20 protein-coding genes are annotated in these 23,856 nt (G+C 71.0%); 13 read left to right on the forward strand and 7 right to left on the reverse strand.

The genetic code is table 11. The features are described 5' to 3' along the window. Positions 1-86: 86 nt before the first annotated feature. Entirely contained in the window at positions 87-2,183 is a 2,097-nt protein-coding gene (locus AB0C01_RS18990) for a S9 family peptidase (protein WP_357243916.1), read from the reverse strand. A gap of 96 nt (positions 2,184-2,279) precedes the next feature. Between AB0C01_RS18990 and AB0C01_RS18995 the strand changes: the two genes are divergently transcribed. Beyond that, entirely contained in the window at positions 2,280-3,638 is a 1,359-nt protein-coding gene (locus AB0C01_RS18995) for an FAD-binding oxidoreductase (RefSeq protein WP_357571718.1), read from the forward strand. A gap of 16 nt (positions 3,639-3,654) precedes the next feature. On the opposite strand, the gene AB0C01_RS19000 is transcribed toward AB0C01_RS18995, so the two are convergent. Next, on the reverse strand, positions 3,655-4,059 hold the full coding sequence (locus AB0C01_RS19000) for a hypothetical protein (RefSeq protein WP_357243922.1): 405 nt from the start codon (positions 4,057-4,059) through the stop codon (positions 3,655-3,657). Positions 4,060-4,109: 50 nt separating this feature from the next. Beyond that, positions 4,110-6,164 carry a SpoIIE family protein phosphatase gene (locus AB0C01_RS19005; protein WP_357243925.1) on the reverse strand — a complete coding sequence of 685 codons (2,055 nt, stop codon included), beginning with the start codon at positions 6,162-6,164 and terminating at the stop codon, positions 4,110-4,112. 295 nt (positions 6,165-6,459) lie between these two features. Here AB0C01_RS19005 and AB0C01_RS19010 point away from each other — a divergent pair, with 295 nt between their 5' ends. Together AB0C01_RS19010 and AB0C01_RS19015 are read left to right on the forward strand one after the other, a co-directional pair. Next, positions 6,460-10,827 (forward strand): HAMP domain-containing protein, encoded by a 4,368-nt coding sequence (locus tag AB0C01_RS19010; RefSeq protein ID WP_357244114.1) that lies wholly within the window; start codon positions 6,460-6,462, stop codon positions 10,825-10,827. Continuing rightward, positions 10,824-11,378 carry a response regulator gene (locus AB0C01_RS19015; protein ID WP_357243928.1) on the forward strand — a complete coding sequence of 185 codons (555 nt, stop codon included), beginning with the start codon at positions 10,824-10,826 and terminating at the stop codon, positions 11,376-11,378. Before AB0C01_RS19010 ends, AB0C01_RS19015 begins: the two co-directional genes overlap by 4 nt. Before the next feature lie 3 nt (positions 11,379-11,381). Here AB0C01_RS19015 and AB0C01_RS19020 read toward each other — a convergent pair whose 3' ends face one another. Then, a complete protein-coding gene (locus tag AB0C01_RS19020) occupies positions 11,382-11,879 on the reverse strand; it encodes a MarR family transcriptional regulator (RefSeq protein WP_357243931.1) in 498 nt (165 codons plus the stop codon). Between the two features lie 93 nt (positions 11,880-11,972). Here AB0C01_RS19020 and AB0C01_RS19025 point away from each other — a divergent pair, with 93 nt between their 5' ends. Beyond that, on the forward strand, positions 11,973-12,869 hold the full coding sequence (locus AB0C01_RS19025; protein ID WP_357571719.1) for an ABC transporter ATP-binding protein: 897 nt from the start codon (positions 11,973-11,975) through the stop codon (positions 12,867-12,869). Next, on the forward strand, positions 12,866-14,479 hold the full coding sequence (locus tag AB0C01_RS19030; protein WP_357571720.1) for an ABC transporter permease: 1,614 nt from the start codon (positions 12,866-12,868) through the stop codon (positions 14,477-14,479). Before AB0C01_RS19025 ends, AB0C01_RS19030 begins: the two co-directional genes overlap by 4 nt. Positions 14,480-14,600: 121 nt before the next feature. Here the strand turns inward: AB0C01_RS19030 and AB0C01_RS19035 are convergent, their stop codons facing one another. Continuing rightward, complete coding sequence (locus tag AB0C01_RS19035; RefSeq protein ID WP_007454492.1) at positions 14,601-14,936, reverse strand: STAS domain-containing protein; 336 nt, start codon at positions 14,934-14,936, stop codon at positions 14,601-14,603. A gap of 188 nt (positions 14,937-15,124) precedes the next feature. On the opposite strand from AB0C01_RS19035, the gene hemL reads away from it, so the two are divergent. The 7 genes from hemL (at position 15,125) to AB0C01_RS19070 (ending at position 22,168) form a co-directional block, all read left to right on the forward strand. Beyond that, positions 15,125-16,462: a glutamate-1-semialdehyde 2,1-aminomutase gene (gene hemL, locus AB0C01_RS19040; RefSeq protein ID WP_357243940.1), complete on the forward strand. Its 1,338-nt coding sequence runs from the start codon at positions 15,125-15,127 to the stop codon at positions 16,460-16,462. A gap of 6 nt (positions 16,463-16,468) precedes the next feature. Beyond that, positions 16,469-17,116 carry a histidine phosphatase family protein gene (locus AB0C01_RS19045; RefSeq protein WP_357243943.1) on the forward strand — a complete coding sequence of 216 codons (648 nt, stop codon included), beginning with the start codon at positions 16,469-16,471 and terminating at the stop codon, positions 17,114-17,116. After that, positions 17,116-17,685 carry a TlpA disulfide reductase family protein gene (locus AB0C01_RS19050; protein WP_357243947.1) on the forward strand — a complete coding sequence of 190 codons (570 nt, stop codon included), beginning with the start codon at positions 17,116-17,118 and terminating at the stop codon, positions 17,683-17,685. The genes AB0C01_RS19045 and AB0C01_RS19050 overlap by 1 nt, the downstream gene beginning before the upstream one ends. Further along, positions 17,685-18,503, forward strand: coding sequence for a cytochrome c biogenesis protein CcdA (locus AB0C01_RS19055; protein ID WP_357571721.1), 819 nt, complete (start codon positions 17,685-17,687; stop codon positions 18,501-18,503). The genes AB0C01_RS19050 and AB0C01_RS19055 overlap by 1 nt, the downstream gene beginning before the upstream one ends. Further along, positions 18,503-20,146, forward strand: a complete 1,644-nt coding sequence (locus tag AB0C01_RS19060; protein ID WP_357571722.1) for a cytochrome c biogenesis protein ResB — start codon at positions 18,503-18,505, stop codon at positions 20,144-20,146. The genes AB0C01_RS19055 and AB0C01_RS19060 overlap by 1 nt, the downstream gene beginning before the upstream one ends. Continuing rightward, positions 20,146-21,132, forward strand: a complete 987-nt coding sequence (gene ccsB / locus AB0C01_RS19065; RefSeq protein WP_357571723.1) for a c-type cytochrome biogenesis protein CcsB — start codon at positions 20,146-20,148, stop codon at positions 21,130-21,132. Before AB0C01_RS19060 ends, ccsB begins: the two co-directional genes overlap by 1 nt. A 151-nt stretch (positions 21,133-21,283) precedes the next feature. After that, positions 21,284-22,168, forward strand: a complete 885-nt coding sequence (locus tag AB0C01_RS19070) for a hypothetical protein (protein ID WP_357571724.1) — start codon at positions 21,284-21,286, stop codon at positions 22,166-22,168. Here the strand turns inward: AB0C01_RS19070 and AB0C01_RS19075 are convergent. Beyond that, positions 22,153-22,383 carry a hypothetical protein gene (locus tag AB0C01_RS19075; protein WP_357571725.1) on the reverse strand — a complete coding sequence of 77 codons (231 nt, stop codon included), beginning with the start codon at positions 22,381-22,383 and terminating at the stop codon, positions 22,153-22,155. The genes AB0C01_RS19070 and AB0C01_RS19075 overlap by 16 nt on opposite strands. Before the next feature lie 352 nt (positions 22,384-22,735). Then, positions 22,736-23,212, reverse strand: a complete 477-nt coding sequence (locus AB0C01_RS19080) for a MarR family winged helix-turn-helix transcriptional regulator (RefSeq protein ID WP_357571726.1) — start codon at positions 23,210-23,212, stop codon at positions 22,736-22,738. 85 nt (positions 23,213-23,297) lie between these two features. On the opposite strand from AB0C01_RS19080, the gene AB0C01_RS19085 reads away from it, so the two are divergent. Further along, positions 23,298-23,852, forward strand: coding sequence for a carboxymuconolactone decarboxylase family protein (locus tag AB0C01_RS19085; RefSeq protein WP_357571727.1), 555 nt, complete (start codon positions 23,298-23,300; stop codon positions 23,850-23,852). The last annotated feature ends 4 nt before the right edge of the window (positions 23,853-23,856 follow it).

The raw sequence follows: 23,856 nt of genomic DNA on the forward strand, positions 1-23,856 counted from the left end.
AGTGGTCTCCCCGAGCCGCCGAGGGGACTACTTCCACGATCGAGCGCTTATCGTGCGTACCGGGCCGCACCGGTGTGATCGGCGGGTCAGGCGCGACCGATGCGGTCCAGGATCCAGGCGTTGATGAACGCCTCCTCGCGCCAGGAGTCGTAGCGGCCGCTCGGACCGCCGTGCCCGGCACCCATCTCGGTCTTGAGGAGGTAGTCGCCGTCCGGGGCGACCGCCCGCAGCCGGGCGATCCACTTCGCCGGCTCCGAGTAGAGCACCCGGGTGTCGTTGAGGCTGGTCACCGCGAGGATCGCCGGGTAGTCCACCGCGGTGACGTTCTCGTACGGCGTGTAGGACTTCATGTACGCGTACACCTCGGGGTCCTCAAGCGGGTTGCCCCACTCCTCCCATTCGGTGACGGTCAACGGCAGCGACGGGTCGAGGATCGACGTGAGCGCGTCCACGAACGGCACCTGCGCGACGATGCCGGTGAACGCGTCAGGTGCCAGGTTGGCCACCGCGCCCATCAACAGGCCGCCGGCCGAGGCTCCGCGGGCGACCAGCCGGTCGCTGGCCGTCCAGCCGGACTTGACCAGGTGCCGGGCGCAGGCGACGAAGTCGGTGAAGGTGTTCTTCTTGGCCAGCAGCTTGCCCTGGTCGTACCAGCGTCGGCCCATCTCGCCGCCGCCCCGGGTGTGCGCCACCGCGAAGACCACGCCCCGGTCCAAGAGCGACAGCCGGGCCACCGAGAACCACGGGTCCATGCTGGCCTCGTACGAGCCGTAGCCGTACAGCTCACAGGGTGCCGAGCCGTCCCGGGGGGTGCCGACCCGGCAGACCAGCGAGATCGGCACTCGGGTGCCGTCGTCGGCGAGTGCCCAGTCCCGGTGCTGCTCGTACTCGGCCGGGTCGTACGGCCGTCCGTCCGGGCCGGGCAGCACCGGCTTCTGCTTGCGCAGCACCATCTGCCTGGTGACCAGGTCGTAGTCGTACACGGAGTCGGGCGTGACAAGCGAGGAGTAGCGCAGGCGGACCTGTCCGGTGCGGTACTCCGGGTTGGCGTCGAGACCGACGCTGTACAGCGGCTCGGGGAAGTCGATGTCGTACGAGTCGTCGCTGCCCACCGGCAGCACCCGCAGGCCGGTGAGCCCGTCGGTGCGCAGTGACACGACCAGGTGGTTGGCGAAGGCGTCCACGGCCTCCAGCCGGGTGCCGGGGGTGTGTTCGATCACCGGCACCCAGTCGCCCGGCGCGTCCGCCGAGGTGAACGCCAGCGCGAAGTCCTCCGCGCCGTCGTTGTGCAGGATCAGGAAACGGTGGCCGTGGTGCTCCACCGCGTACTCGACGCCCTGCCGGCGGGGAGCGATGACGGCCGGCGCGCCGGTCGGGTTGCCGGCGGGGATCACCAGGACTTCGCTCGTCACCTTGCTGTGGATGTCGATCAGGATGAACTTCTCCGACCGGGTCAGCTCCACACCCACCCAGAACCGCTCGTCGTCCTCCTGGTGGACCACCACGTCGTCCCCGGCTGCGGATCCGACGGTGTGCCGCCAGACCCGGTTGGGCCGCCAGGCGTCGTCCACCGTCACGTAGAACAGCACCGACGCGTCGGCCGACCAGGCGGTGCCGTAGAACGTGTCCGGTACCTCGTCGGGCAGCACCTCGCCGCTGGACAGGTCCTTCACGCGCAGGGTGAACCGCTCGTCGCCGGAGAAGTCGGTGGAGTAGGCCAACCAGCGACCGTCCGGGCTGACGTCGAACGCGCCCAGCGAGAAGAAGTCGTGCCCCTCGGCGAGCAGGTTGCCGTCGAGCAGCACCTCCTCGCCGTCGAGCGGGGCACCGTCGGTGCTGACCGGAGGCTCGATCTCGCCGTCGCGGACCGCGCGCCGGCACTGCACCCCGTACTGCTGTCCCTCGACGGTCCGGGTGTAGTACCAGTGCCCGCCCTTGCGGGTCGGCACGGACAGGTCGGTTTCCCTGGTGCGTCGGCGGGTCTCCTCGAACAGTGCCTCGCGGAGCGCGGCCAGGTGCGCCGTGCGCGCGTCGGTGTACTCGTTCTCGGCGGTCAGGTAGGCGATCGTCTCCGGGTCGTCCTTGGCGGCGAGCCAGGCGTACTCGTCGACGACGGTGTCGCCGTGGTGCCTGCGCTCGCTGGGCACCCGCTTCGCCGCGGGCGGGGCAGTCTCGGTGGTCACGGCGGCCACGTTACCGGTCGGCGCCCGCGGTGAGCCGAACCAGCGGCATCCCGATCGGCATCACTCCGGCTTTCGAACACATGTACGATTGCCGGCATGGCGGCAGCAGCGAGTTCCCTCGGCCGGTCCGGCGCTCTCGAGATCACCCGACGACTGGCGGCGATCTGCGGTCCGCCGTTCTCCCGGCTCGGGGGTGCGGCCGACGAGGTGGCGGGGCGGCGGGCGCGCTGGGTGGCGGTGCCGGGCGGCCCGCACGCCGCCGCCGAGGTGCTGCGGTTGGCTGCCGCGCACGACCTGGCGGTGGTGCCCCGGGGAGCCGGCACGAAGATCGACTGGGGTGCCACGCCCGTGCAGGTCGACATCATGCTCGACACCGGCCGGCTGGCCGGCATCGGTCACGAGCCGGTTGGCGCGCCGGTGGCCGAGGTGGGTGCCGGCACCCCGCTGCGGGCGGTGCAGTCCACGCTGGAGCGCACCGGGCAGCGGCTGGCGATGGACGCCCCGTCACCGGGCGCGACCCTCGGCGGGGTGCTCGCCGCCGGTGAGGCCGGTCCGCTGCGCCACCGCCACGGCAGCCCCTGCGACCAACTGCTCGGTCTCCGTTACCTCTCCGCCGACGGCGAGTTGGTCAGCGCCGGTGGCGGCGAGCCGGGCCTCGACCTGGCCCGGCTGCTCTGCGGCTCGCAGGGCGCGCTCGGTGTGCTGGTCTCGGCGAGTCTGCGGGTGCAGCCGATGCCGGCGAGCCGGCTCTGGGTGTCGCGGCCGGTGTGGACGCCGCTGGAGGTGCACGAGCTGATCCGGACGATCCTCGCCGCCCGACTGGAGCCGGCGGCCGTCGAGCTGGACCTGCCGGGAGCCACCCCCCGACCACGTACGCCGTACCCGCCCGGCCACCCGTCCGCGGCGGCTCGGGAGCGCCATCCGTCGATGTCCGGGCGGTCCGATGTCCCGTCCCGGGCGGGCAGCCTGGTGGTGCTGCTGGAGGGCGGGCCGGCCGACGTCACCGAGCGCGCCGAGCGGCTGGTCAGCCTGCTGCACGGGGAGGCGACGATCGCCCACTCCGCGCCGACGTGGTGGCGTCGCTACCCGTTCGCGCCCGGCGACACGGCGCTGCGCCTGGAGGTGCCGATCGGCGACCTGCACGCCGCCGTCTACGCGCTCCGCGACGCGGCCGGCGCGCCGGTGCCGGTGCGCGGGTCCGCCGGGCTGGGCGTGGTGCACGCGGCACTGCCCGGAGCGTTGGCCCCCGACCGGGTGGCGTCCATCCTGGCCGCCGTCCGGGGGGTGCTGCTGGCCCGGCAGGGCCGCTGTGTGGTGGTCTCCGCTCCGGCGGCGGTCCGCCAGGCCGTCGACCTCTGGGGCGAGTTGGCCGGTCTGGCCCAACTGCGCGCCGCCAAGGAGCACCTCGATCCGGACCACCGGCTCGCCCCTGGGCGCCTCCCCGGCGGTCTGTGAGACCCGCCCGGGCCGGTCAGTCCATCCACCAGCTGTGCATGTCCAGCAGCGGCGGGGTAAGCCGGACCACCAGCACCAGCAGGGTGCCCGCCGCGCCGGCCAGCAGCAGCGTTCGGGTTACCCGGGGGAGACTCTCCCGCTCTCGGACTGCCCTGATCACCGCGACGATCGCCAGCGGCGGCCCGACCACCGCTCCCACCAGGTAGAGCATCGCCAGCACGCCGTGGACCCAGTAGGACAGCATGTCCTTCGGGTCGTACGCGCCGCTCAGCATCTCGGCCGGGCCGACGCCGGAGGCTGCCATCCGACCCAGGTAGAGCAGCAGCACGGCGAGGAACGCGCCGATGGCCACCAGTTGCGCGCCGATCAGGGCGCGGACCGTTGGCCGGGAGTACGACATGTCCTGCGCGACACTCGACATGGCCGTCAATCTACCGAGCGTGCCCCGGAATCGTGGGCCGCACGTGCCGGTCAGGTCGCGTCGTTGCGGAGCACCAGGATGGCGATGTCGTCCCGGGGCGGCTCCACCGAGAAGTTGATCGCGGCGGAGCGCAGCCGGGCGGCCACCACGTCCGCCGAGTATCCGGCCAGGGGCGCAGCCGCGTCCCGCAGTCGGTCGGTGCCGAACAGTTCCCGGCCGCGCCGTCGTTCGGTGACGCCATCGGTGTAGAAGATCAGTGAGTCACCCGGCGCGAGCGTGATCTTCGCCGTCGGCGAGGTGATCGTGTCGAGCAGGCCGAGCGCGGTCCCGCTGGTGCCGACGAACCCCGCGCCACCCGTGGCGGCCAGCAGCACCGGCTGGTCGTGCCCGGCCAGATGCAGCGACACGTCCAACTGGCCGCCCTGGCCCGGCCCCACGGCCGCCAGCGCCAACGTGCAGTATCGTCCGCCACCCCGCTCGACGAGCGTCTCGTTGAGCCGCGCCAACGCCTCCGGTAACGGCTTGCCGTCGCCCACCAGCACCCGGATCACGTCCCGGACCAGCCCGGTCACCGCGGCGGCTTGGACGCCCTTGCCCGAGACGTCACCGATCACCACCAGCCACCGTCCGTCGGGCAGCGGTACCACGTCGTAGAAGTCGCCTCCCACCTCGGCGTCGTCGCCGGTGGGCACGTACTCGGCGGCGAAGCCGATCCCGTCCACGAGCGGCAGCACCGGCGGCAGCAGCGACTGCTGGAGCGTCTGCGCCACCCGGCGACGTTCGGCGTGGATCCGGGCGTTCTCGATGGCCAGCGCGGCCCGCCGGGCCACGTCCTCCAACACGGCCACCTCGTCCGGATCGTGCCGGTGCCGCTGGTGCCGGCCCACCGCCAGGGTCCCGAGCCGCTGCCCCCGCGCGATCAGCGGGACCGCGAAACCCTCCATCGGCCCGCCGAGGGGAATCTGCGCCGCGCTGCGGGACGCCTCACGCAGGCGGGCCTGGATGGAATCCGGCCCGGTCTCGGCCAGCACCTTGTGCAGTTGCGGCAGCATCGACTCGTCGGCGTGGCTGGCCGCCGCGAGCCGGAGCCGGCCCCACTCGTCGGCGGTGTGCACCGCGCACCACTGGCCGAGCCGGGGAACCACCAGCTGCGGAACCAGGGCCATGGTCAGGTCCACGTCCAACGACTGGGCGAGCAGCTCACTCGCCTCGGCCAGGAACGTCAACCACACCTGCCGTCGAACGTCGGCCCGGCGCAGCCGGTCGTTCTCCAGGTGCAGCGACAGCCGCTCGGCGGTGAGCACCGCCAACGGCCGGGCGTACGCCGACGGCGCGGCGTCCAACTCCAGCTCCCCGGCGTACGGGCGGTGCACCGTCAGCGGCACCCGGAGCAGTTCGCTGCCGGGGCGGGGTGGCCGACCGAAGCGGGCCAACACCTGGCGCCCCTGCCCGTCGCCCCGGTCCAGGCGGATCGTGCCGCCGGCCGCTCCCACCATCTCGGCGACCCGGCTGAGCAGGCTGGTGGCGAAGTCGGGCAGCGGATCGTCCGCGTACAGGTCGGGGGCGGTTTGCATGAGTTCGCTCATCGCGCTGGCGCTCGGCGCGGATTTGTCGGTGCTCACCCAGGGGTCGCCACCGGTGGTGCCCTCGGTCTGCGGGTCGGCGCCGGGGCGGTCCAGCCGGAACCAGACACCCTTGCCGGTGGGCAGGTACGTGGTGCCCCAGCGGCTGGCGAAGTGGTCGACCAGGAGCAGACCTCGGCCCCGTTCGGAGACCTCGTCGATCTCCGTGAAGTCGTTGCGGGCGCCGACGGTCAGCTCGTCGCCGGAGCCGGGGGCGAAGTCGGAGACGGTGACGGTCAGCCCGACCTGGTCGGCGACGACCTCGATGTCCAACTCGGTGCGGGCGTGCTCGACGGCGTTCGTGGTCAGCTCGGTGGTGAGCAGCAGGGCCTCGTTGACCAGTTCGTCCAGGTGTGACTCGGTCAACACGGAGCGGACCACGGCGCGGGCGGCGGCCGGCGTACGGCGGTCGGCGGGCAGGCGCACGCGCCGGGTCGCCCCGCCCCGGGCCCCGGCCGTCGCGGGCCCCGCCTCGGCTGACACCCTCGTATCCTCCACCGTTCCCCCGTCGGGTGCCAAGCCGATCTTCAGTCGCGCGTCGCCCGTCCCCCCATCGGAGGGGAGAGCTGATTGCCCATGCCGCGCCCCGGTGCGGCTTGTTGAGCCGCTCTGCGAGGTCTGCGAAGCCACGGGCCAGTCTCGCCCCGATCGGGCGGATCGGGCGGCGGTCGGGGCCACCTGGCGGGTCGCGCACCCTGGCACCACGGCGCGCGCGGGCACAATATGGGGTGCCGGTGTGTCCGTACGGACCGGCAGCCCCCGAGTGGAGCGAGGAATGATGACCACGGCGAAGCAGTCGGTGGCGGATCCGTCCGCGCCCGACCACGAGGCGCTCCTCGGTGAGTTGACCGAGGCACTGCGACGGATCGGTCGGGGCGACCTGAAGGTGCGGCTTCCCCGCCGCGCCGGCGCGGCCGGTGAGGTGGCGGACGCCTTCAACGAGGTGGTCTCGCTCCAGGAGCGGCAGTACCTGGACCTGCGGCGGATCAGCCGGATCGTCGGTCGCGACGGCCGGCTCACCGAGCGGCTCGACGACGAGGGGCTGGACGGCTCCTGGGCGGAGGGGCAGCGGGCGATCAACTCGCTGATCGACGACCTGGGCCGACCGACCACCGAGATCGCCCGGGTCATCGTGGCGGTCGCGGACGGCGACCTGTCCCAGCACATGGCGTTGGAGATCGACGGCCGGCCGTTGCGCGGTGAGTACCTGCGCATCGGGCGCACCGTGAACACGATGGTCGACCAGTTGTCCTCGTTCTCGAACGAGGTGACCCGGGTGGCCCGTGAGGTGGGCACCGAGGGCAAGCTGGGTGGTCAGGCCGACGTTCGGGGCGTCGCCGGCACCTGGAAGGACCTCACCGACTCGGTGAACACCATGGCGTCGAACCTCACCGGCCAGGTGCGGTCGATCTCGCAGGTGGCGACGGCGGTGGCCAAGGGCGACCTGTCGCAGAAGATCACGGTGGGCGCGCGCGGTGAGGTCGCCGAGTTGGCCGCCACGATGAACTACCTCACCGACACGCTGCGGCTCTTCGCCGAGCAGGTGACCCGGGTGGCCCGCGAGGTGGGCACCGAGGGCAAGTTGGGCGGCCAGGCCGAGGTGCCGAACGTGGCCGGCACCTGGAAGGACCTGACCGACAGCGTCAACTCGATGGCGTCGAACCTGACCGCCCAGGTCCGCAACATCGCCCAGGTCTCCACGGCGGTGGCGCGCGGTGACCTGTCGCAGAAGATCACGGTCGCGGCGCAGGGCGAGATCCTGGAGCTGAAGGACACCGTCAACACGATGGTGGACCAGTTGTCGTCGTTCGCCGACGAGGTGACGCGGGTGGCCCGTGAGGTGGGCATCGAGGGCAAGCTGGGCGGCCAGGCGCAGGTGCGCGGGGTCTCCGGCACCTGGCGCGACCTCACCGAGAACGTCAACCAGTTGGCCGGCAACCTGACCAGCCAGGTCCGGAACATCTCCCAGGTCTCCACCGCCGTGGCGAAGGGCGACCTGTCGCAGAAGATCACCGTCGATGCCCAGGGCGAGATCCTGGAGCTGAAGAACACCGTCAACACGATGGTGGACCAGTTGTCGTCGTTCGCCGACGAGGTGACCCGGGTGGCCCGCGAGGTGGGCACCGAGGGCAACCTGGGTGGTCAGGCCCAGGTCAAGGGCGTCAGCGGTACGTGGCGCGACCTGACCGACAACGTGAACTCGATGGCGTCGAACCTGACCAGCCAGGTCCGCAACATCGCCTCGGTGACGACGGCGGTGGCGAAGGGCGACCTGTCGCAGAAGATCACGGTGGACGCCCGGGGCGAGATCTTGGAGCTGAAGTCGACTGTCAACACGATGGTGGATCAGCTGTCGTCGTTCGCCGACGAGGTGACGCGGGTGGCCCGCGAGGTGGGCACCGAGGGCAAGCTCGGCGGCCAGGCCCAGGTGCGCGGGGTCGCCGGCACCTGGCGGGACCTGACCGACAACGTGAACTCGATGGCGTCGAACCTGACCGCCCAGGTCCGCAACATCGCCCAGGTCTCCACGGCGGTGGCGAAGGGCGACCTGTCGCAGAAGATCACGGTGGACGCCCGGGGCGAGATCCTGGAGCTGAAGTCGACTGTCAACACGATGGTGGATCAGCTCTCGTCGTTCGCCGACGAGGTGACGCGGGTGGCCCGCGAGGTGGGCACGGAAGGCAAGCTGGGCGGCCAGGCCCAGGTCAAGGGCGTCAGCGGTACGTGGCGCGACCTGACCGACAACGTCAACTCGATGGCGTCGAACCTGACCAGCCAGGTCCGCAACATCGCCTCGGTGACCACGGCGGTGGCGAAGGGTGACCTGAGCCAGAAGATCACGGTGGACGCCCAGGGCGAGATCCTGGAGCTGAAGTCGACTGTCAACACGATGGTGGACCAGCTCTCGTCGTTCGCCGACGAGGTGACCCGGGTGGCCCGCGAGGTCGGCATCGAGGGCAAGCTCGGCGGCCAGGCGCAGGTGAAGGGCGTGTCCGGCACCTGGCGCGACCTGACCGAGAACGTCAACCAGCTCGCCTCGACGCTGACCACGCAGCTGCGGGCCATCGCCCAGGTGTCCACCTCGGTGACCCGGGGTGACCTGACCCAGCGGATCGCCGTCAAGGCGCAGGGCGAGGTCGCCGAGCTGAAGGACAACATCAACCAGATGATCGTCACCCTCCGGGAGACGACCAAGAAGAACGCCGAGCAGGGCTGGTTGGACTCCAACCTGGCGCGGATCGGCGGCCTGTTGCAGGGCCAGCGCGATCTCGGCGAGGTCTGCCGCATGATCATGATGGAGGTGACCCCGCTCGTCGACGCCCAGCTCGGTGCCTTCTTCCTGGCCGACGACACCGACGGCAGCATGCGGCTGCGGCTGACCTCGTCGTACGGGTACGTGGCACGGGGCAACGACGTCACCTTCGGGCCGGGCGAGGGGCTGGTCGGGCAGACCGCGCTGTCCCGCCGCACGATCCGGGTCAGCGCCTCTCCGAACAGCCGGCTCACCCTGCGGTCCGGGCTGGCCGAGACACCTCCGTCCGACCTGGTGGTGCTCCCCGTGCTGTTCGAGGGTGAGCTGCTCGGCGTGATCGAGTTCGCGAGCGTGTCGGCCTTCTCCGGTCTGCACCTCGCGTTCCTGGAGCGGCTGGTGCTGACCATCGGCATCGCGGTCAACACCATCCAGGCCAACCGTCGTACGGAGGAGCTGCTGGCCCAGTCGCAGCGGCTGGCGCACGAGATGCAGGAGCAGTCGGCGGAGTTGCAGCGCACCAACGCCGAGTTGGAGGAGAAGGCGACTCTGCTCTCCGAGCAGAAGGGCAACATCGAGACGAAGAACCGGGAGATCGAGCTGGCGCGGCTGGGCCTGGAGGAGAAGGCGCAGCAGTTGACTCGGGCCTCGGCCTACAAGTCCGAGTTCCTGGCCAACATGAGCCACGAGCTGCGTACGCCGCTGAACTCGCTGCTGCTGCTGGCTCGCCTGCTGGCGGAGAACTCGGAGCAGAACCTCAGTCCGAAGCAGATCGAGTTCGCCCGGACCATCCACGGCTCCGGCTCGGACCTGCTGCGCCTGATCGACGACATCCTCGACCTGTCCAAGATCGAGGCGGGCCGGATGGACGTCGAGCCGACCGAGATCCGCTTCGCCGAGCTGCGCGGTTACGTCGAGCAGGCGTTCGCGCCGCAGGCCGAGGAGAAGAACCTGGACTTCCAGGTACGGGTGAGCAAGGATCTGCCGCCAGCGCTGGTGACCGATGCGCAGCGGTTGCAGCAGATCCTGCGCAACCTGCTCTCCAACGCGGTGAAGTTCACCGACAACGGCGCGGTGACGTTGCGGATCGCCCCGGCGGCGGAGAACGCGGTCTTCGACGTACCGGCGTTGACAAACGCTCAGCAGGTGATCGCGTTCACCGTGATCGACACCGGGATCGGCATCTCCGACGACAAGTTGTCGATCATCTTCGAGGCGTTCCAGCAGGCCGACGGCACGACCAGTCGCCGCTACGGCGGCACCGGCCTGGGCCTGTCGATCAGCCGCGACCTGGCTCGGTTGATCGGCGGCACGATCACCGTGTCGTCCGCTCCCGGTCAGGGCTCGACCTTCACCCTGTTCGTACCGCAGGTGTTGGCCCCGGATGCCGTGGTCGCGCCCCAGCTTCCGTCTCCGCAGCGCGCCGGCCTGCCGTCGTCGCTGCTGATGCCGCCGCTGGAGTTGCTGCCGGAGCGGCCGGAGGCGCCGGTCACCCGTCAGCTGGACGGTGCCACGGTGCTGATCGTGGACGACGACGTCCGCAACGTCTTCGCCTTGACCAGCGCATTGGAGCTGCACGGGATGACCGTGCTGTACTCGGACAACGGGGCGGACGGTGTCCGCCTGTTGGCCGAGCATCCGGAGGTGGACATCGTGCTGATGGACGCCATGATGCCGGACCAGGACGGCTACGAGACCACCCGCCAGATTCGCCGCAACCATCGGTTCGCTGATCTGCCGGTGGTGTTCCTGACCGCGAAGGCCATGCCGGGTGACCGGGAGTCGGCGCTCGCGGCCGGCGGCAGCGACTACATCACCAAGCCGGTCGACCTGGATGACCTGATCGAGTTGATGTCGTCGTGGATCAACGGCAGTCGGACCGAGGAGACTTCGTGACCCAGATCGCCAAGGCGCTGCTCGTGGACGACCGGCGGCAGAATCTGACGGCCCTGGAGGCGATCCTCCAGGGGCTGCCGGTCCAGTCCGTGGCGGTGGAGAGCGGCGAGGCGGCGCTCAAGCAGCTCCTGGTGGACGACTTCGCGGTGATCCTGCTGGACGCGCAGATGCCGGACATGGACGGGTTCGAGACGGCGAGCCACATCAAGCGCCGGGAGCGGACCCGGCACGTGCCGATCATCTTCCTGACCGCCGCGGACCGGGACGCCCAGCTCGCTCTCCGGGGCTACCAGGTGGGTGCGGTGGACTACCTGACCAAGCCGTTCGACCCGTGGGTGCTGCGGGCCAAGGTGTCGGTCTTCGTCGAGCTGTGGGTGAAGACCCGGCAGTTGGCCACCCAGTCGGACCTGGTCCGGGAGCGCGACACGCAGTGGCGGCGGCTCACCGACGCGGTCGACGAGGCGACCACGCTGCTCCGCTCCGACGACGGGGAGGCCCGCGACCGGGCGGTACGCATGCTTGAGCAGGCCCGCTGGGGCAACACCGCCTGAGGTTCAGACCTCGCCGGGGCGGGTGTGGCCGGTGGCGGCCCGCCGGATTCGCCACCGCTCGCCCAGTGAGTCGATTTCCTCCTGAACGAAGATGAAGAAGTCGCGCATCTCGGCCACGCGCTCGCCGGCCGGCGTCTCCGGGCCGCCGAGGGCGACGACACCGCCCGCGGCCGCGTCGATGAACGTCTTGTAGATCGCGGTCTTGGTGATGGTCGCCTCGTACCAGGGGTCGTCTGGCATTCGGTAGCGGTCCCGGCGGGACCGGGGGACCGGCTCGCGGATCAGCATGCCGAACTGGGTGAGGTAGCGGACCGCGCCGCTGACCGCCGCCGCGCTGACCCCGAGCCGCTCGCCGATCTCGGCGGCGGTGAGGGGGTCGTCCGCGCTCATCACGGTGAACAGCACCCGGGCTGCCATTCGCGGGAAACCGACCTCGGCGAAGGTCAGGGCCATCCGCTCGACGAAGAGGTGGACCGGGTCGTGGCCGTCGCCGGTTGCCATGGTGGTCCCCTCCCGCATTGCCGATGTGACAGTCGATGCTGCCCAGATCTCACAGTCTTCACAACTTTGTGAAACGAGTGTAGCTTCCGATACATGGAAACTCCCATTGCGGTGTCCGGCTTGGTCAAGACCTTCGGCCGGACCCGGGCACTCGACGGTCTGGACCTGACCGTCCGCTCCGGCGAGGTGCACGGCTTCCTTGGCCCGAACGGCGCGGGCAAGTCGACAACCATCCGGGCACTGCTCGGCCTGCTGCGGACGGACGCGGGGGCTGTCCGCCTGCTCGGCGGTGACCCGTGGCGCGACGCGGTGGCCCTGCACCGCCGGCTGGCGTACGTGCCGGGCGACGTGACGCTCTGGCCCAACCTCTCCGGCGGCGAGGTCATCGACCTGCTGGGCCGGATGCGTGGAGGGCTGGACCCGGCCCGCCGGGCCGAACTGCTGGACTCCTTCGAGCTGGACCCACGCAAGAAGGGACGGGCCTACTCCAAGGGCAACCGGCAGAAGGTCGGCCTGGTGGCAGCCCTCGCCTCGGACGCCGAACTGCTCATCCTGGACGAGCCGACCTCCGGGCTGGACCCACTGATGGAGGAGGTGTTCCAACACTGGGTCCGCCGGGCCAAGGCGGACGGTCGCACCGTGCTGCTCTCCAGCCACATCCTGGCCGAGGTGGAGGCGCTCTGCGACCGGGTGACGATCATCCGCAACGGCCGGGACGTGGAGACCGGCACCCTGACCGAGCTGCGCCACCTGCGCCGAACCTCGATCGACGCCGAGCTGACCGGCCCGGCGGACGCGCTGGGTCAACTCGACGGCGTCCACGACCTGCGGGTGGACGGGCACCGGGTGCGCTTCGACGTGGAGAACGCCGCACTGGACACCGCGCTGCGCCGGCTCACCGAGATCGGCGTACGGAGTCTGGTCAGCCAGCCGCCGACACTCGAGGAGCTGTTCCTGCGCCACTACCAGGCCGAGCAGGTGCGGTCATGACGGCCCTCACCGGGACCCGGCATCTCGTGCGCCTCATCCTGCGCCGGGACCGAGTGTTGCTGCCGGTCTGGATCCTGCCGTTGGCGCTGCTCCCGGCCAGCTACGCCAGCGCGTACGCCGAGCTGTACCCAACCGCCGCCGAGCGGGCCGCGTACCTCGCCGGAACGGCGAGCAACCCCTCGATCGTCGCGCTGCTCGGCCCGGTGTACGGCGACAGCATCGGCGCGCTCACCGTCCAGCGCGCCGGCCTGCTGGCGTTGATCGCCGGGCTGATCAGCGTGCTCACCGTGGTCCGGCACACCCGGACCGAGGAGGAGGCCGGTCGGCGGGAGCTGCTCGGTGCGACAGTGCTGGGTCGGTACGCCGGGCTGACCGCCGCGCTGCTGGTGACGTACGCCGCGAATGTGCTGCTCGGCCTGCTCGCCGCCGGCGGCCTGGTCGCGGCCGGCCTGCCCGGCGCGGGTTCGGTGCTCTTCGGCGCTGGCGTGGCGCTCACCGGAGTGGCCTTCGCGACGGTCGGCGGGTTGGCCGCGCAGCTCACCGAGGGCGCGGGTGGGGCGCGTGGGCTCGGCCTGGGTGCGCTCGGGTTGGCCTTCGTGCTGCGGCTGGCTGGCGACGCCGGGGGGTCCGGCGGCGCCGGTGGGGACACCGAGTGGCTGAGCTGGCTCTCGCCGCTGGGCTGGTCGGCACGCAGCCGCGCCTACGCCGACGAGCGATGGTGGGTGCTGCTGCTACCGGTGCTGTTCAGCGTGGTGGTCGCGCTCGTCGCGTACCCCGTCTCGGTCCGCCGTGATCTCGGTGCGGGAGTGTTTCCCTCCCGGCTCGGTCCCGCCACCGCCGGTGCCGGCCTGGCTGGCCCGCTCGGGTTGGCCTGGCGGCTGCACCGGACCCAGCTGTTCGGCTGGACCGTCGGCTTCGGGCTGCTCGGCCTGGTGCTCGGCGGGGCGGCGGATGCCGCCGGGGAGGCGGTGCGGGGCAACCAGCAGGTGGCCGAGATCCTGTCCCGGCTGGGTGGCACGTCGGCGCTCGCCGAGGCGTACCTCGGTGGGACGTTGAGCCTGACCGCGCTGGCCGCCGCCGGGTACGGCATCCAGGCCGCGCTGCGGGTCCGGGCGGAGGAGACCGCCGGACGGGCCGAACCGCTGCTCGCGACGCCGGTGAGCCGGACCCGCTGGCTGGCGGCGCACCTGGTCTTCGCGCTGCTCGGCCCTGCGGTGGTGCTGGGCGTCGCCGGGCTCGCCACCGGGCTGGCCTACGGGCTCAGCACCTCCGACGTCGGCGGCGAGCTGCCGCGGTTGCTCGGTGCCGGGCTGGCCCAGGTGCCCGCGGCCTGGGTGCTGTCCGGGCTGGCGGCGCTGCTGGTCGGTTGGCTGCCCCGCCTGTCCGCGGGTGCCTGGGCGGTGCTCGCCGGCTGTCTGCTGCTCGGTCAGCTCGGTGCGGTGGTGGGGCTGGACCAGTGGGCGCTGGACATCTCCCCGTTCACCCACACCCCCCAGGTCCTCGGCGAGGACTGGCCGGCAACCCCGCTGGTCGTCCTGACGGCGGTAACGGCGGCCCTGCTGACGGCAGCCCTGCTGACCTTCCGCAGAAGAGACATCCCCACCCCCTGACCTCCCTTGACCTCGTCGATCACGAGGTTATTGCCATCCGCCTCCCGGCGTGTCGGCGCTATAACCCCATGATCAACGGGGGGGGGGGGGGCGGATGGGAGGCCGGGACCGGGGACCGGGGTTAGCCGGTGGGTTGGTCGTTGCGGATCATCAGGGCGCTGCGGAGGCCGGTGATGTCCAGGACGCGGATCAGGAAATCGCCCACGTGGGTCAGCATCAGCAGGCTCTGCGCGTGGCTGGCCTTGCGGCTGAGCACGACCAGGGTGCCCAGGCCCTGCGAGTCGCAGAAGGTGACACCGCCCAGATCGAGCACGATCCGCGGGGGTGGGTCCGCCAGCACCTCGTTGACCACCGTGGAGAGCTGGGCGGCCGTGAGCATGTCGATCTCACCGGCCAGGCGCAGCACTGCTTCGTCGCCCGTCCGGTGTAGCGTGATGGACAGTTCGGCACGATCCACCCGGTCAGCCTAGCGCGATCTGCCCGGCCCGGCCTGTTGAGGCCGCGAGCCGTCGCCCACCGAGGTCACGAGCCGTCGCCTCGACCTCGCGTTGCCGCCGCTGCCCACCGCCGGCCAGGGTGAGCCCGGTAACCCCAGCGCGGGGTGGCTGCTGGTTGACGGTGTGGCGCTGACACAATGGCCGCATCGTGACCGACATCTTTTCCGCCGGATCCGGCCGCTACCCAGCCGATGCGCCGGCCTCCGAGGCCCTGTTCGACCGCGCCCGCGCCATCGTGCCGGGCGGGGTGAACTCCCCTGTGCGCGCCTTCCAGGCGGTCGGCGGCACCCCGCGTTTCATGGTCCGTGGCGAGGGTCCGTGGCTGTACGACGCCGACGGCCGCCGCTACGTCGACCTGGTCTGCTCGTGGGGTCCACTGATCCTCGGGCACGCCCACCCCGAGGTGGTGGACGCCGTGCAGGCCGCCGCCGCCCGGGGCACCAGCTTCGGCACCCCCACCCCGGGTGAGGTGGAGTTGGCCACCGAGTTGGTCGACCGGACCCCGATGGAGCAGGTCCGCCTGGTCAACTCCGGCACCGAGGCGACCATGTCGGCGATCCGGCTGGCCCGCGGCTTCACCGGCCGCTCCAAGATCATCAAGTTCGCGGGCTGCTACCACGGACACGTGGACGCGCTGCTTGCCGCCGCCGGTTCCGGCGTGGCCACCCTGGGCCTGCCCGACTCGCCCGGCGTGACCGGCGCGGCGGCCAGCGAGACGATCGTCCTGCCGTACAACGACATCCGGGCCGTCGAGGAGGCCTTCGCCGCCGAGGGTCCGCACATCGCCGCGGTGATCACCGAGGCCGCCGCCGGCAACATGGGCGTGGTCGCCCCCCGCGACGGCTTCAACCAGCAGCTCGCCCGGATCGCGCACGCGCACGGCGCCCTGCTGGTGGTCGACGAGGTGATGACCGGGTTCCGGGTCTCCCGCGCCGGGTGGCACGGCCTCGACGCCTCCGATGCCGACCTGTGGACGTACGGCAAGGTCATGGGTGGTGGCCTGCCCGCCGCGGCGTTCGGCGGGCGGGCGGACATCATGGCGCGGCTCGCGCCGGCCGGCCCGGTCTACCAGGCCGGCACCCTCTCCGGTAACCCGCTGGCCTGCGCCGCCGGCCTGGCCACGCTGCGACTCGCCGACGACGCGCTCTACCGCCGCCTCGACGACACGGCCGCCGTCGTGGGCAAGCTGGCGTCCGACGCGCTGGCCACCGCCGGGGTCCCGCACCGACTCTCGTACGCGGGCAGCATGTTCTCGATCTTCTTCACCGACGCCGACGTGGTCGACTACGACAGCGCCCGCACCCAGCAGGTGCCGGCGTTCAAGGCGTTCTTCCACGCGATGCTCGCCGCCGGCGTCTACCTGCCGCCGAGCGCGTTCGAGTCGTGGTTCGTGTCGGCGGCGATCGACGACGCCGCTCTGGAGCACATCGCCGCAGCGCTGCCCACGGCGGCGAACGCGGCGGCAGCGGCTGGTCACGGGGGGTAAAAAACCTTGAGCAAGACGGTGGTCCACGTGCTCCGGCACGGCGAGGTGCACAACCCCGACCAGATCCTCTACGGCCGGCTGCCCGGTTTCCGCCTCTCCGAGCTGGGTGTGCAGATGGCCAAGGCCGCCGCGCAGGGCCTGGCCGAGCGGGAGATCGTGCACGTGGTGGCCAGCCCGCTGGAGCGCGCCCAGCAGACCGCCGAGCCGATCGCCGCCCAGTTCGGGCTGCCCGTCGGCGTGGACGAGCGGCTGATCGAGAGCGCCAACTGGTTCGAGGGCAAGAAGGTGTCCCCGGGTGACGGGTCGTTCCGCGACCCGCGCAACTGGTGGGTGCTGCGCGACCCGGTGACCCCGTCCTGGGGTGAGGCGTACCGGGTGATCGCCGAGCGGATGTTCGCGGCCGTGCACGCCGCCCGGGTCGCCGCCGAGGGGCGTGAGGCGGTGCTGGTGTCGCACCAGCTCCCGATCTGGACGCTGCGCCGCCACGTCGAGCGCAAGCGGCTCTGGCACGACCCGCGCAAGCGGCAGTGCGGACTGGCGAGCCTCACCTCGTTCCACTTCGACGGCGCGAAGGTGGAGGGCATCGGCTACAGCGAGCCGGCCGCGCACCTGATCGCTCTCTCCGCGACAGCCAGGACGGCCAAGGGGGCCTGATGAACGCCCGGAGGTGGACCGCCGGTCTGCTCGCCGCCGTCGCCGCGGTGGCGCTGGTCGGCTGCACGTCGTCGAAGGGGCAGGAGAAGACCTGCACGACCACCACCGACGGGATCTTCGAGTGCGCACCGGACCAGCGCTCGGCACCCCCGAAGCTCGCGGGTGAGCTGCTGGACGGCGGCAGTTACGACGTCAGCCAGGCCCGCGGCCAGGTGGTGGTGCTCAACTTCTGGGGTTCCTGGTGCGCGCCGTGTCGAGCCGAGGCCGACGACCTGGAAGCGACCTACCAGGCCACCAAGGGCTCCGGGGTGAGCTTCCTCGGCATCAACGTGCAGGACGAGCGGGACAAGGCCAAGGCGTTCGAGGAGGGTCGGGTCACCTTTACGAGCCTCTTCGACCCGAGCAGCAAGCTGGCGCTCAACCTGGACATCCCGCCGAACACCGTTCCGGCGACAGTGGTGCTGGACCGGGAGGGTCGGATCGCCGTGGTGATCCGGGCCGCCGTCAAGCAGGAGGGCCTGCAACCGATCGTCGAGCGGATCGCGGCCGAGAAGCCGGCGTCGGGCTGATGGGCGAGACCTTCAGGGAGTTGGCCCTCAGCGGTCCGCTGCTGCTCGCCATCGGCGCGGCGGCGCTCGCCGGCCTGGTCAGCTTCCTGTCCCCATGTGTGCTCCCGCTCGTCCCCGGCTACCTGTCGTACGTCACCGGTCTGGCCGGCGCCGACCTGGAGGGCCGCCGGCCGGCGGCCGATCCCGCGCCGGCCACCGGGGGTGTCGCGGTCAAGGAGCGGGTCGCGCGAGTCGGCGCGGTCAAGGGCCGGGTACTCGCGGGCACACTCCTCTTCATCGGCGGCTTCACAGTCGTCTTCGTGGCCACCGCGATCCTCTTCGCCAGCATCGGCCGGGTGTTCTTCGACTACAAGCGCGAGTTGCAGATCGGCGTGGGCGTGCTGGTCATCGTGGCGGGGTTGAGCTACCTCGGGATGATCCCGGCCCTGCAACGGGAGTTCCGGATCTCCCGGCTGCCGTCGGCCGGGCTGCTCGGCGCACCGGTCTTCGGGGCGGTCTTCGCGCTCAGTTGGGTGCCCTGCACCGGCCCGACGCTCGGCGCGGTGATGGGCATGGCCACCGCCAGCGGCCAGAGCGACCGCGCGGTGGTGCTCGCCGTGGCGTACTGCCTCGGGTTGGGGATACCGTTCGTCGTCTTCGGGCTGGGCTTCGAACGCCTGCTCGGGGTCTTCCGCGCCATCCGGCGCAACAGCCGTTGGGTCACCCGGGTCGGCGGCGCCCTGCTCATCCTGATCGGCCTGGCGCTCGTCACCGGCGGATGGCAGAGCTTCGTGATCTGGTTGCAGACCACCGTCGGGGTGGGCGAGGTGAGCATCTGATGACTGTCGTCGACGACCGACCGGAGACCGTGGCCCCGGCGCCACGGCGTCGGCCCAACCGGCTGCTGGCCCTGCTGCGCAACTCGTGGCGGCAGCTCACCAGCATGCGTACGGCGCTGATCCTGCTCTTCCTGCTCGCCGTCGCCGCGATTCCCGGCTCGGTGCTGCCGCAGCGCGGGATCAGCCCGGAGAAGGTCAACCAGTACTTCGTCGACCACCCGGACTGGGCCCCTCGACTGGACCGGATCGGCGCGTTCGAGGTCTTCGGCTCGATCTGGTTCTCCGCGATCTACCTGCTGCTGTTCACCTCCCTGATCGGGTGCATCACGCCCCGGTTGCGCGACCATGTCCGGGCGTTGCGGGCCCGGCCGCCGGCCGCGCCGAAGCGGATGGCGCGGCTGCCGCAGCACACCGTGCTGCCCGCACCGGCCGGTGGCGCCACGGCGATCGCCGAGGTGCTGCGCAAGCGCCGCTGGCGGGTGCAGGTGCGCGGCGACGAGGTCTCCGCCGAGAAGGGCTACCTCAAGGAGACCGGCAACCTGCTGTTCCACCTGTCGCTGATCGCGGTGTTGATCGGCGTCGCGCTCGGCTCCTGGTACGGCTGGAGCGGCAACCGGCTGCTGGTGGCCGGCGCGGACAACACGTTCTGCAACACCCGCCAGCAGTTCGCCGAGGCCAAGCTCGGCCCTCGGGTGGACAGCGCGGACCTGCCCCGCTTCTGCCTGCGGCTGGACGACTTCCAGGCCCGGTTCCTGCCGTCCGGCCAGCCGCAGTTCTTCAACGCCACGGTCACCGTCGACGGCCCGGACGAGCCGACCCGCCGCGCGGACTTCTCGGTGAACGCGCCGCTGCGGTTGAAGGACGCGAGCGTCTACCTGCTCGGCCACGGGTACGCCCCGGTGATCCGCTACACCGACCGGTTCGGCAACAGCCAGCTCAGCGACGACCCGTTCCTCACCACCGGTGACATGGGTCTGACCAGCGAGGGGCTGGCCGCCTTCCCGGACGCGAACGTCGACCCGGCCACCGGGCAGCGCGCACCGGATCAGCAGATGGCGTTCACCGGCATCTACCTGCCCACCGCACCCGAGCAGGGGCCGTTCGTGCGCTCGCAGTATCCGGACGAGCGCAACCCGGTGCTGAACCTGGTCGCCTACCGGGGCAACCTCGGCCGGGACGCCGGCATCCCCGGCTCGATCTACCAACTCGACCAGCGGCAGGTGCGGTCCGGCAAGGTCAAGGAGGTCGGCACCAAACTGCTGCACAAGGGCGAGACCTGGACGTTGGACGACGGCTCCACCGTCGAGTTCCTGGACACCAAGCGGTACGTCACCCTCTCCGTCCGGCACGATCCCGGCGCGACTCCGCTGCTGTTCAGCTGCGGTGCTCTGCTTGTCGGGTTGATGGGCTCGCTGTTCGGGCGACGTCGCCGCGTGTTCTTCCGGGTGGTACCGGCCGACCCCGCGGAAGGATCTCCGACGAGCGGTAGTAGCTTGATGGAGGTCGGTGGGTTGCCGCGTACCGACTACCCAGGGTTCGCCGACGAGTTCACCCAGCTCGTCGCCGCCGTCAGCGGTGCCGAACGGGCTGGTGCTGACGCTGACTCCACTGACCGGGCCGGCGTGCGAGAAGGAGCCGAGTGATGTCCGCACTCTCCGACAATCTGGTGACCTTCGCGATCCTCGCGTACCTGGTCGCGATGATCGGGCACGCCGTCGAGTACGCGCTGGGCAACGCGCGTACCCGAATCGCCGCGGCGGCTCCGGTCCGTGAGCTGGTGGGTGCGGGAGTCGGTGGCGGCGGTGGCGGCGTCTCCGTCAACCCGAAGTCGCCCGCGCCGGTCCCGTCGTCGGCCGACGCTTCGGCGCGTCGGGCACGAATTGCCGGCCTGGTCGCGGTGGGCGCCACCGCGGTAGCCGCTGTGCTGCACCTGGCGGCGCTGGTCACGCGCGGCCTCGCCGCGGACCGGATGCCGTGGGGCAACATGTACGAGTTCGTGCTCACGGTGACGTTCATCGGTGTCGCCGCCTGGCTGGTGGTGCTCTGGAAGCGGCCGTCGCTGCGCAAACTCGGGCTGTTCCTGACCCTGGTGATGGTGCTGCTGGTCGCCACCGCCGAGCTGGTGCTGTACGTGCCGATCGTGCCGCTGGTGCCGGCGCTGAACTCGTACTGGTTCGTCATCCACGTCTCGACAATCGTCTTCGCGTCCGGCATCTTCCTGCTCGGTGTGGTGCCGGCGGTCGGCTACCTGATGCGCAACGGGTACGAGCGGGGCAAGCGGAGCTTCCCGTACACCCTGGCCAAGCGCCTGCCCGGCGCGGTGGGCCTGGAGCGGCTGACCTTCGCGCTGCACGCCTTCGCTTTTCCGATCTTCACCTTCGCGGTGATCGCCGGCGCCATCTGGGCCGAGGCGGCGTGGGGTCGGCCGTGGGGCTGGGACCCGAAGGAGACCTGGGCTTTCATCTCCTGGGTCGTGTACGCCGGTTACCTGCACGCCCGTGCCACGCCCAGCGTCAAGCGCAACGTGGCCACCTGGCTGGCGGTGCTCGGCTTCCTCACCATGCTGATGAACCTGTTCGGCGTGAACATCTTCTTCACCGGCCTGCACTCGTACGGCGGGCTGGACTGACCCCAGTCGGCAAAATATAGAACTACACTTCTTGGAAGCGTAGTTCTATATTTTGCGGGGATGCGGCAGTGAAGCTTTGCCCGTCCCGCCGCTGGACTATCGGGCCGCTGCGACGTTCTGGGGGATCGATGATCCTTCACTCGCTGTCCGCGTGTTCGCCATCGTCGGGGGAACCCCGGCCTACCGGCGGGAGTACGTCCAGGACGACGTGCCCGACGGGCCAGACGATTTCGACGACTGGGTCGTGCGCGCCGTGCTGAATCCGGCCCGCCCGTTGTTCCGCGAGGCTCGCTACCTGCTTGCCGAGGATCCCGACCTGCGGGACACCGCTCTCTACCATTCCGTGCTGTCCGCGGTCGCCGAAGGCAACGGCACCCGAGGCGGGATCGCCGGGTACATCGGACGGAAGGCCACCGACCTCCAGCATCCGCTCACCGTCCTCGAGGATGCCGGTCTCCTCCTTCGCGAGCCCGATCCGCTCCGCAGTGGGCGCAGCCGTTACCGCATCACCGAACCCCTGATCACCTTCTACCAGGCTGTCATGCGGCCCTCCTGGACGGCCTTGGAGCAACGGCGTGGTTCGGACGTCTGGAGGCGTTCCAACCGCCGGTACTCGAGCGCGGTGCTGGGGCCAGCGTTCGAGGACATCGTCCGGCAGTGGGCTCTGCGCTTCGCCACGCCGGACACTTTCGGTGGTGTCGTTGCGGACGCCAGCGCGGCCGTCCTCACCGACCCCGCCACCCGTACCAGCCAGGAACTCGACCTGGTGGCGTTCGGCGAGCCGCCATTCGGCGACGGCGCTCGGCCGCTGCTCGCCATCGGAGAGGTCAAGTGGGGTCGCACGCTGGGGCGGCCCGAGTTGGAACGGTTGGGCCGCGCACGTGATCTGCTCGCCGCGCGTCCCAGCCTGGACGTGCGGGATACCCGGTTGCTGCTCGCGAGCGCCGCGGGGTTCACCGACGAACTGCGGTACGCGGCCAGTCAGCGTCCCGATGTCGTCCTCGTTGATCCCTTGCGGCTCTATTCGGGCGACTGAGAGCGTCGGAATCGCTGGGGAGGATTTCGGGTGCGGTGCAGGGTCTCGTCCACGCGCAGAGTGACCTGGTAGGACACCTCCGGCAGGTCGGCCAGCTCGATCCGTTCGCCGCGCAGCGCCAGTTGGGCGTGCAGCTCCCGGGCGATGGCGTCGCGAATCGCGACCAGCAGGGGAGACAACCCGTCCGGGTCGCCGAAGACGAAGGCGTCCGACATGTGCCCACCCTGCCCCGGCGTCGCATCGATCCACCAGGATCGGTGACATGTGTCCGCCGGGCTTGACCCGGCCCCGGTCGGCAGTGTCGCGGTGCCGCACGCCCAGCCGGCCGTTGATCCACTCGCCTTGCGAGGAAGTCGCGGTGCCGCGCGCCTGGATCGGCCGTTGATCCACTCGGTTTCCGTGAAGTCGCGGTGTTCAGCGGGCCAGAGGCACCGACTTCATGAAACCCGAGTGGATCTTGTCGTGGCGCGCGGCCTTGTCGTCGCGCGCGGCCTTGTCGTTTTGCGCGGCCTGGTCGTTGTGCGCCGGCCTTGTCGTTCTGCGCGGTGGGATCGCCGTGCCGTCGGTTCAGCCGCCGAACCAGCCGGGCACGTCGAGCCGGAACCAGTTGGCCGAGGCCACGGTGAGCAGGTCGTCCTCCATGGCGTCGACCCGGTCCGGGCCGAGGGTCTCGACCCACCGCTCGCGCAGCCGATCGAAGATCTCGGCCGAGCGGCGTAACCCGTCGGCCCCGCGCGGTGTCACCCGGACCAGCCGGCGTCGGGCGTCGGTGGGGTCGTCGACCCGTTCCAGGTAGCCGACGGCGACCAGCCGGTCGACCGTCTTGCCGGCGGCCTGTTTGGAGATGCCGAGCCGCTGGCCCAACTCGGTGGCGGTGGTGCCGTCCGCGCCGACGGCCTGGAGCACGAATCCGTGCAGCGGTCGCAGCTCCGGATGTCCTTCCCGGGCCAGCTCGGCGTGCAGGTCGTCGATGAGCGTCCGAAAGCCGGCCAGCAGCAACAGTGGCAGCGCGAAGCCGGGCCGCACGGGATCAGTGGTTGCCATGTTCGACAACCACGTTTACTATTTCGTCAACCACGTTGACTATCGTACCGGGTCCCCGATCCGGGCTCTGGAAAGCAGGTAACCCATGCCCGTCTTCACCGCCCACACCGCTGAGACCGCACCCGCCGCCGCCCGTCGGTCCATCGAGGGAGTACGCGGCCGGTTCGGCTGGCTGCCCACCCCGGTGGCGCTGATGGCCGACTCGCCGCAGTTGCTCACCGGCTTCCTCACCGCCAGCACGGGCTTCGAGCAGACCGACCTCGCCCCGCTGGACCGGGAGGTGGTCATCCTGGCGGTCTCCACCAGTCACGAATGCCATTTCTGCGTTGCCCTGCACACCGACAAGCTCACCCGACTCGGCGCGACCCCCGAGCTGATCACCGCGCTGCGTGCCGGCTCGGTGCTGCCCGACCCGCGCCTGGAGGCGCTGCGCCGCTTCACGCTGGCCGTGCTCGACCACCGGGGCGCCGTGCCGGATGACGAGCTGGACGACTTCCTGGCCGCCGGCTACCAACCCCGGCACGCGCTGGACGTGGTGCTCGGCGTCGGGGCGTACACGATGTCGACATTCGCCAACCGGCTCACCCGCGCCCCACTCGACCCGCCGCTGGCCGCCCACGCCTGGGCGCCCGCGGCCTGACCGG

The sequence above is a fragment of the Micromonospora sp. NPDC048905 genome (genome assembly GCF_040649655.1).
Lineage (GTDB): Bacteria > Actinomycetota > Actinomycetes > Mycobacteriales > Micromonosporaceae > Micromonospora.

Excerpts from the sequence above, each read along its gene's own strand:
- AB0C01_RS18995 (WP_357571718.1), top strand. The coding sequence starts at position 2,280 with ATGGCGGCAGCAGCGAGTTCCCTCGGCCGGTCCGGCGCTCTCGAGATC.
- AB0C01_RS19000 (WP_357243922.1), bottom strand. The coding sequence starts at position 4,059 with ATGTCGAGTGTCGCGCAGGACATGTCGTACTCCCGGCCAACGGTCCGC.
- AB0C01_RS19010 (WP_357244114.1), top strand. The coding sequence starts at position 6,460 with ATGACCACGGCGAAGCAGTCGGTGGCGGATCCGTCCGCGCCCGACCAC.
- AB0C01_RS19020 (WP_357243931.1), bottom strand. The coding sequence starts at position 11,879 with ATGGCAACCGGCGACGGCCACGACCCGGTCCACCTCTTCGTCGAGCGG.
- AB0C01_RS19025 (WP_357571719.1), top strand. The coding sequence starts at position 11,973 with ATGGAAACTCCCATTGCGGTGTCCGGCTTGGTCAAGACCTTCGGCCGG.
- AB0C01_RS19030 (WP_357571720.1), top strand. The coding sequence starts at position 12,866 with ATGACGGCCCTCACCGGGACCCGGCATCTCGTGCGCCTCATCCTGCGC.
- AB0C01_RS19050 (WP_357243947.1), top strand. The coding sequence starts at position 17,116 with ATGAACGCCCGGAGGTGGACCGCCGGTCTGCTCGCCGCCGTCGCCGCG.
- AB0C01_RS19055 (WP_357571721.1), top strand. The coding sequence starts at position 17,685 with ATGGGCGAGACCTTCAGGGAGTTGGCCCTCAGCGGTCCGCTGCTGCTC.
- AB0C01_RS19060 (WP_357571722.1), top strand. The coding sequence starts at position 18,503 with ATGACTGTCGTCGACGACCGACCGGAGACCGTGGCCCCGGCGCCACGG.
- ccsB (WP_357571723.1), top strand. The coding sequence starts at position 20,146 with ATGTCCGCACTCTCCGACAATCTGGTGACCTTCGCGATCCTCGCGTAC.
- AB0C01_RS19075 (WP_357571725.1), bottom strand. The coding sequence starts at position 22,383 with ATGTCGGACGCCTTCGTCTTCGGCGACCCGGACGGGTTGTCTCCCCTG.
- AB0C01_RS19080 (WP_357571726.1), bottom strand. The coding sequence starts at position 23,212 with ATGGCAACCACTGATCCCGTGCGGCCCGGCTTCGCGCTGCCACTGTTG.
- AB0C01_RS19085 (WP_357571727.1), top strand. The coding sequence starts at position 23,298 with ATGCCCGTCTTCACCGCCCACACCGCTGAGACCGCACCCGCCGCCGCC.